The sequence below is a fragment of the Kitasatospora sp. NPDC007106 genome, from assembly GCF_040634455.1.
Lineage (GTDB): Bacteria > Actinomycetota > Actinomycetes > Streptomycetales > Streptomycetaceae > Kitasatospora > Kitasatospora arboriphila.
In genome coordinates this window covers 1-7,852 of record NZ_JBEYFP010000261.1, presented here as the reverse complement: position 1 = coordinate 7,852, position 7,852 = coordinate 1, and the positions used below count along the sequence as shown (strand labels likewise).

Annotated in this window: 5 protein-coding genes; all 5 read right to left on the bottom strand. The window is 72.8% G+C overall.

What is annotated here, in order from left to right:
• Positions 1–44: 44 nt before the first annotated feature.
• Positions 45–1,061 (bottom strand): PadR family transcriptional regulator, encoded by a 1,017-nt coding sequence (locus ABZ641_RS20070; RefSeq protein WP_359983510.1) that lies wholly within the window; start codon positions 1,059–1,061, stop codon positions 45–47.
• 3 nt (positions 1,062–1,064) lie between these two features.
• A complete protein-coding gene (locus tag ABZ641_RS20065; protein WP_344624430.1) occupies positions 1,065–1,979 on the bottom strand; it encodes a DUF4097 family beta strand repeat-containing protein in 915 nt (304 codons plus the stop codon).
• Between the two features lie 186 nt (positions 1,980–2,165).
• Positions 2,166–2,345, bottom strand: coding sequence for a DUF6104 family protein (locus tag ABZ641_RS20060; RefSeq protein WP_030267971.1), 180 nt, complete (start codon positions 2,343–2,345; stop codon positions 2,166–2,168).
• Positions 2,346–2,397: 52 nt separating this feature from the next.
• Positions 2,398–4,245: a protein kinase gene (locus tag ABZ641_RS20055; RefSeq protein WP_359983507.1), complete on the bottom strand. Its 1,848-nt coding sequence runs from the start codon at positions 4,243–4,245 to the stop codon at positions 2,398–2,400.
• Between the two features lie 172 nt (positions 4,246–4,417).
• Positions 4,418–7,852: multifunctional oxoglutarate decarboxylase/oxoglutarate dehydrogenase thiamine pyrophosphate-binding subunit/dihydrolipoyllysine-residue succinyltransferase subunit (locus ABZ641_RS20050; protein ID WP_359983504.1), on the bottom strand; the 3,435-nt coding region annotated here is incomplete at its 5' end.

The window sequence follows — 7,852 nt, the reverse complement described above, 5'->3', positions numbered from 1 at the left end:
CCGACGGACGACGGTCCGTCGGGGCCCTCCGCCGTGCCCTGCGGTCAGCCGAACAGCCGCCGGGCCGCCGCGGCCAGCGTCGCCTGCGCGCGGGCGAGCTGATCGGCGCTCACCCCGCCGTCGCGGGCGGTGTCCCGGACGTGGTCGCGGAAGCGGTCGAGCAGCCGCTCCAGTTCGCGGGCCGGGTCGGCGTCCGGGTCGGTGCGCGCCCAGCCGGGCAGCTCCTCGGTGGCGGCGTCGTCCGCACCCTCCTCGTCGAGGTCGACCCGGGTGATCCGGACCTCCTCGGCCGGCGCCGGGTGGCCCCAGCGGGCGGCGTCGGCCAGGCCGCCGAGGCTGCGGGTGAGCTCGGCCAGCCCCTCGGCGAGCCCGGTGGACCACTCGCCGCGGGCGGTGTGCTCGCGGACCTGCTCCTCCACCCGCCGCTTGATCCGCAGCGCCTCCTGCTGGGCGGCGGTGCGGGCGGCCCTGGACTGCTCGCGCAGCCGGCGGGCCTCCGCCTCGGCGGCCTTCGCCTTGGCCTTGGCGGCGCGCTCCTGCTCCTTGGCGCGCTTGGCCTGCTCCTTGGCCTGGGACTTGAACCGCTCGTACTCCTCCTTGGCGCGCTGCCAGGCCTCCTTGTCGCCCCAGGGCCCGGCCCACGGGTCGCCGCCGCCGGGCGCGGACTCCGGCCGGGGGGCCTGGCGGGCGGCGCCCCAGAGCTCCTCGCGGAGGTCCTTCGCGGTGTCCCGGACGTCCTCGCGGATCGCGCCGGCGAGGTGGGCAACGGAGTCGCGGATCTCCACCTCCAGCTCGGCGAGCTCGTCCTGACGGGCCGCCAGCTCGGCGCGGCCCGCGTCGCTGAGCCGGTAGACCTTGCGGCCGCCCTCGGTGCTGTGGGTGACCAGGCCCTCCTTCTCCAGCTTCGCGAGCCGGGGGTAGACCGTGCCGGCGGAGGGCGCGTACAGCCCCTGGAAGCGCTCCTCCAGCAGGCGGATCACCTCGTAGCCGTGCCGGGGGGACTCGTCCAGCAGCTTGAGGAGGTAGAGGCGGAGCCGGCCGTGGCCGAAGACGGGGGACATCGCTCAGGCCTCCTCGGTCAGGTCGGGCTTGGTCAGGTCGGGGCCGTCCGGGCCGGCGGTGAGCTCCTTGGCGGGGGGCGCGTCCTCGTCCTCCGGCCGGTGCAGCACGGTGATCGCGCCGGAGACGGTGGTCACCTGGAGGCGCCCGGTGCCGCTGCCGAGCTGGCCGGAGAGTCGCTTGGCACCCCAGCTGCCGGCCACGGTGAGCTCGGCGAAGGTGGAGGTGACGTCCCCGGTGGTGGTGCCGGCCTCGACCTTGGCGTCGGCGACCGAGGGCAGCCGGACGCCGACCGGGCCGCTGACCGTGGTGACGGTGATGTCGGTGGGCGTCTGGACGTCGAGGTCGAGGGTGACCGCGCCGCTGACCGTCTTGGCCTGCACCTTGTCGGCGGTGCCGGCGACCACGGTGAGCTGGCCGGACACGGACTTGACGCGCAGCTCGCCAGAGACCGACTGGGCGTCCACGTCGCCGGAGACGGTGTTGGCCTGGATCCGGCCGGAGAGCCCGACCAGGGTGGTGGCGCCGCTCGCGCCGTGCACGGCGACCGGGCCGGTGACCCCGGAGACGGTGGTGTCCGCGGAGGCGGAGCCGATCTTGACCTCGGTGCCGGCCGGGACGGCCAGCGAGACGACGGCGCGCCGCTTGCGGCGCAGCGAGGAGAGGAAGGCCTTCACCGACTGGACGGACTTCACCGTCTCGCTCAGCTCGTTCCAGTCGAAGTCCTTGTAGGCCACGGTGAGCACGCCGTCGGTCAGGTCGACGTTGAGGGGCTCGCCCTCCAGCTCGGTGACCTCCAGGCGGGCCGGGCCCTCGGCGGCGACGACGTTGACCGCGCCGCTCATGATCCGTACGTGCAGGGCCTCGACGGGCTCGTCGATGGTGATCCTGTCGGGCTGTTCGACCGTCCACTCGCTCATGGTTCCCCGTCCTCCCGTTTCGCGATGTATATCGCGTCGACTGATAGACACGATATATCGCGAGGTGCCGAAGTCAACCCTGACCCGACCCGGACACCGCGACCCCGAGACGCCTGAGGGCCCGGAAGGCGGATGCCTTCCGGGCCCTCGTCGTGCGGCGCTCGCAGCCCTTCGCGGTGCTGCGGATCAGTCCTCGTCCTCGTCGTCGAGCCGGGCCAGCCAGGTGGCCAGCCGCTCGACCGGGATCTCGAAGTCCGGGTTGAGGTCGACGAACTCCCGCAGCCGCTCGGCCAGCCACTCGAAGGTGACCTCCTCGTCGCCGCGACGGCTCTCCAGCTCCTCGATGCCTCGGTCGGTGAAGTACACGCTGTGCTCCGGTCCGGTGGGGTGTGACCCGGTCAGGATAGTCCGCCGCCGATCAGCCGTTGCGGCGGAAGTAGCTGATCGAGACCTTCGCCCGGGCGTTGCTGGTGCTGCCCTGTTCGACGGTCTTCACCACGACGATGCCGCCGTTCTCCCGGTTGCGCAGGCAGAACAGTCCGCCGACCGGCAGCGCGTCGTACTTCACGTCGGCTACCGGCTGCTGCTCCACGCCCGTCGCGCACTCGGCCGGGGTGAGGTGGTTCTCGGTGGTCAGGAAGGCGTCCGAGCCGCTCGACCAGTTGAAGTGGCCGTAACTCGGCTCCAGCGCCCAGGCCGGGCTGGTCGAGGAGGACACCACCTTGCCGGTCGTCAGGTCGAAGACGTAGGTGAGGTCCGGGCTGGAGAGCACCTGGTCGGTGTAGACGGAGGTGTACCCGGCGGCGGGCTTCCCGGTGGACCCGCCCTTGCCGCCCTGCGCGGCGCTCGGCGCCGCCTGGTCCTGCGACCCGCCGGCCGCCGTCCGGCGGGTGCCGTCGGCCTGTGCGCTCGGCGTGCTGCCGCCCGTACCGCCACCACCGTTCCCCGAGGACAGGGCCACGCCGACCCCGGTGCCGACCACCGCCGTCGCCGCGGCCACGGCCAGCAGGGTCCTCCAGGAGACGCCGCCCCGGCGGACGGGCCCGCCCGCGGCCGGCGGACCGGGCTGCGGACCGGAGTACGGACCGGGCTGCGGGCCGGGCGCCGCCGGCACGGTCGGGGCACCGGCCGGCTGCGGCGGACCGAACGCGCCCACCGGCGGCGGCACCGCACCGGCCGGCGCGGTCGGGTACGGCGACGCTGGATAGGGAGACGCCGGGGAGGGAGACTGCGCGGCCGGGTACTGCGGCGCCGGGTACGGCGGGGCGGCGGCCGGCGGGGCGCCGATCGACGGCGCGGTGGCCGCAGCGGTCGGCATCGGCGGCGCGGCGGGCGGCAGCGGGGTCGGCGGGGTGCGCGGCAGGTCCGAACGGCGGGTGATCTCGGTGTTCACCCGGTCGGGCAGCCAGTCGTCGGCGAACCGCAGCTGGCCGCCGACCGCCGGGTGGCTGCGGGCCGCCTCGATGACCTCGGCCGGAGCGGGGCGCTGCGCCGGGTCCTTGGCCAGGCAGCGCGCCAGCAGCTCCCGCAGGCCGGCCGGGACGGCCGTCAGGTCCGGCTCCTCGTGCACCACGCGGTAGAGCACCGCGGTGTCCGGGCCCTCGCCGAACGGCGGTGCGCCGCCCGCCGCGTACGCCGCGAGCGCGCCGAGCGCGAAGACGTCGGTGGCGGCGGTGACGGGTCTGCCCTGCGCCTGCTCGGGCGACATGAACGCGGGGGAGCCGATCCGGTACCCCGTCCCGGTGAGCGCGGTGGCGTCCGCGGCCCGGGCGATGCCGAAGTCGATGACCCGCGGGCCGTCCGAGGCGACCAGCACGTTGGCCGGCTTGAGGTCCCGGTGCACGACCTGGACGCCGTGGATCGCCTGCAGCGCCTCGGCGATGCCGCCGACCAGCAGCAGCACGGTGCGGGGCGGCAGCGCGCCGTGCTCGCGGATCACCTGCTGCAGCGAGGGCCCGGGCACGTACGCGGTGACCAGCCACGGGGCATCGGCGTCCGGGCCGGCGTCGATCACCTGCGCGGTGTACAGGCCGTGGATCCGCTGCGCGTTGGCGACCTCCTGGGCGAAGCGCCGCCGGAACTCGCCGTCCTCGGCGAACTCCGCGCGCACCACCTTCAGCGCGACCGGCCGCCCGCCCGGGGTGTAGGAGAGGTACACCCGGCCCATGCCGCCGGCGCCGAGCCGGGCGAAGACCCGGTAGCCGCCGACCTCCCTCGGGTCCTCCGGCTGCAGCGGCTGGAACACGGACGGCAGATCGTTGGACATGCGGCGGCTCCCCCGGAGGTGCGGTACGACGGGCCCTACCGTAGCGACCTGACACCCCGGCAGGAGAGCCGGGGCGCCGGGGGCGCCGGGGCGTTCGTGGGGAAGCGCCGGGGCCCGGCCCCGCCTGGACGGCGGGACCGGGCCCCTGTGACGGTGCGTCAGCGACGGCGCGTCAGAGCGAGAACACCTCGTCGACGAGGGCCTGCTGCTCGGCGGCGTGGCGCTTGGCCGAGCCGACCGCGGGGGCCGAGGAGGCCGTCCGGGCGACCCGGCGCAGGCGGGCGCCGTTGGCGTTGCGGCCGACGACGACCTGCAGGTGGTCGACCAGGTTCATCGCGATGAACGGCCAGGCACCCTGGTTGGCCGGCTCCTCCTGCGCCCAGACGAACTGGACGTCGTCGCCGTAGCGGGCCAGCTCCTCCTGGAGCTCGGCCACCGGCAGCGGGTAGAGCCGCTCGACGCGGACGAGGGCGGTGTCGGTGACACCGCGCTCGGCGCGGGCCGCCTCCAGGTCGTAGTAGAACTTGCCGGAGGTGATGACGACCTTGCGCACCTGCGACGGGTCCACCGTGGTGTCCCCGATGACCGGCTTGAACGAGCCCGACAGGAACTCGGCCTGGGCCGACGCCGCGGCCTTCAGACGCAGCATCGACTTCGGGGTGAAGACGACGAGCGGCTTGTGGTGCGGGTTGTGGGCCTGCCAGCGGAGCAGGTGGAAGTAGTTCGACGGCGAGGTCGGCATGGCGACCGTCATGTTGTTCTGCGCGCAGAGCTGGAGGAAGCGTTCCGGGCGGGCGGACGAGTGGTCCGGGCCCTGGCCCTCGTAGCCGTGCGGCAGCAGCAGGACGACGCCGGAGTGCTGGCCCCACTTCTGCTCGGCGGAGGCGATGTACTCGTCGACCATGGTCTGGGCGCCGTTGACGAAGTCGCCGAACTGCGCCTCCCACATGACCAGCGCGTTGGGGCGGGTCAGCGAGTAGCCGTACTCGAAGCCCATCGCCGCGTACTCCGACAGCAGGCTGTCGTAGACGGTGAAGCGGGCCTGGTCCTCGGTCAGGTACAGCAGCGGGGTGTAGTCCTCGCCGGTGTTGCGGTCGATGAGGACGGCGTGGCGCTGGCCGAAGGTGCCGCGGCGGCTGTCCTGGCCGGCGAGGCGGACGGGGTGGCCCTCCATCAGCAGCGAGCCGATGGCGAGGGTCTCGCCCATGGCCCAGTCGATGGTGTTGTCCTCGACCGAGCCGGCGCGGCGCTGCAGCTGCGGCAGCAGGCGCGGGTGGACGGTCAGCCACTCCGGCAGGTTGACCTGCGAGGCGGCGATCCGCTTCACCATCTCCTCGGAGATGCCGGTCTGGATGGAGACCGGGAAATCGGCGACCGGCTTGCCGTTGGTGGCCGGGGCCGGCGCGGTGGCCGCCTCGCGCACCTCGGCGAAGACCTTCTCCAGCTGGCCCTGGAAGTCCTGGAGCGCCTGCTCCGCCTCTTCCATGGTGATGTCGCCGCGGCCGATCAGGCCCTCGGTGTACAGCTTGCGGACCGAGCGCTTCTTGTCGATCAGGTCGTACATCAGCGGCTGGGTGAAGGACGGGTTGTCGGCCTCGTTGTGACCGCGGCGGCGGTAGCAGATGAGGTCGATGACGACGTCCTTGTGGAACTCCTGCCGGAATTCGAAGGCGAGCCGCGCGACGCGGACGACGGCCTCGGGGTCGTCGCCGTTCACGTGGAAGATCGGCGCCTCGATCATGCGCGCCACGTCGGTGCAGTACATCGACGAGCGGGAGGAGGCCGGGGCGGCGGTGAAGCCGACCTGGTTGTTGACCACGAGGTGGATCGTGCCGCCGGTGCGGTAGCCCCGCAGCTGCGACATGTTCAGGGTCTCCGCGACGACGCCCTGGCCTGCGAAGGCCGCGTCGCCGTGGACCTGGATGGGGAGCACCGGGAAGGTGGTGCCGCCCTGGTCCAGGACGTCCTGCTTGGCGCGGACGATGCCCTCGACGACCGGGTCGACCGTCTCCAGGTGCGAGGGGTTCGCCGCGAGCGAGACCTTGATGGTCTCGCCGTCCAGGCCGGTGAAGGTGCCCTCGGCGCCCAGGTGGTACTTCACGTCGCCGGAGCCGTGCATCGACTTCGGGTCGAGGTTGCCCTCGAACTCGCCGAAGATCCGGGCGTACGGCTTGCCGACGATGTTCGCCAGCACGTTCAGGCGGCCGCGGTGGGCCATGCCGATGACGGCCTCGTCCAGGCGGTGCTCGGCGGCGGCGTCGATCGTCGCGTCGAGCAGCGGGATCAGGGACTCGCCGCCCTCCAGCGAGAAGCGCTTCTGCCCGACGTACTTGGTCTGCAGGAACGTTTCGAAGGCCTCGGCGGAGTTGAGGCGGCGCAGGATGCGCAGCTGCTCCTCGCGCTCGGGCTTGGTGTACGGCTTCTCCAGGCGCTCCTGCAGCCACTTGCGCTGCTTCGGGTCCTGGATGTGCATGTACTCGATGCCGACGGTGCGGCAGTACGTGTTGCGCAGCAGGCCGAGGATGTCGCGGAGCTTCATCATCTTCTGGCCGCCGAAGCCGCCGACCGCGAACTCGCGCTCCAGGTCCCACAGGGTGAGGCCGTGCTGGACGACGTCCAGGTCGGGGTGCTTGCGCTGCTTGTACTCCAGCGGGTCGGTGTCGGCCATCAGGTGGCCGCGCACGCGGTACGCGTGGATGAGCTCCATGACGCGGGCGGTCTTGTTGACCTCGTCGTCGTGGGTGGCGGCCACGTCGGTCGCCCAGCGCACCGGCTCGTAGGGGATGCGCAGCGACTCGAAGACCTCGTCGTAGAAGCCGTGCTCGCCCAGCAGGAGCTGGTGGATCGTACGCAGGAACTCGCCCGACGCGGCGCCCTGGATGACGCGGTGGTCGTAGGTCGAGGTCAGCGTCATGATCTTGGAGACGCCGAGACGCGCGAGGGTGTCGGGGGAGGAGCCCTGGAACTCGGCCGGGTACTCCATGGCGCCGACGCCGACGATGGTGCCCTGGTTCTGCATCAGGCGGGGCACGGAGTGGACGGTGCCGATGCCGCCGGGGTTGGTCAGCGAGACGGTGACCCCGGTGAAGTCGTCCATGGTCAGCTTGTTGGCGCGGGCGCGGCGGACGATGTCCTCGTAGGCCTGCCAGAAGCCGAAGAAGTCGAGGGTCTCGGCCTTCTTGATCGCCGCGACCACGAGCTGGCGGTCGCCGTTCGGCTTGACCAGGTCGATCGCCAGGCCGAGGTTCACGTGCTCCGGCTTGACCAGGTAGGCCTTGCCGTCCTCGACCCTGTAGCTGTGGTTCATGCCCGGCGAGGCCTTGACGGCCTGGACGAGCGCGTAACCGATCAGGTGGGTGAAGGAGACCTTGCCACCGCGGGCGCGCTGCAGGTGGTTGTTGATGACGATGCGGTTGTCGATCAGCAGCTTGGCCGGGACGGCACGCACCGACGTCGCGGTCGGCACCTCCAGCGAGGCGTCCATGTTCGTGGCGACGGCCTTCGCGGGGCCGCGCAGCTGGACGAGCTCGGTTCCCTGCGCGGCCGGCGCGGGCGCAGCCGGGGCGGCGGCCTTCGGCGCGGGCGGCGCGGCAGGGGCTGCTGCCAG

Coding starts and splice junctions, on each gene's coding strand:
- ABZ641_RS20065 (WP_344624430.1), bottom strand. CDS start 1,979: ATGAGCGAGTGGACGGTCGAACAGCCCGACAGGATCACCATCGACGAG.
- ABZ641_RS20055 (WP_359983507.1), bottom strand. CDS start 4,245: ATGTCCAACGATCTGCCGTCCGTGTTCCAGCCGCTGCAGCCGGAGGAC.
- ABZ641_RS20070 (WP_359983510.1), bottom strand. CDS start 1,061: ATGTCCCCCGTCTTCGGCCACGGCCGGCTCCGCCTCTACCTCCTCAAG.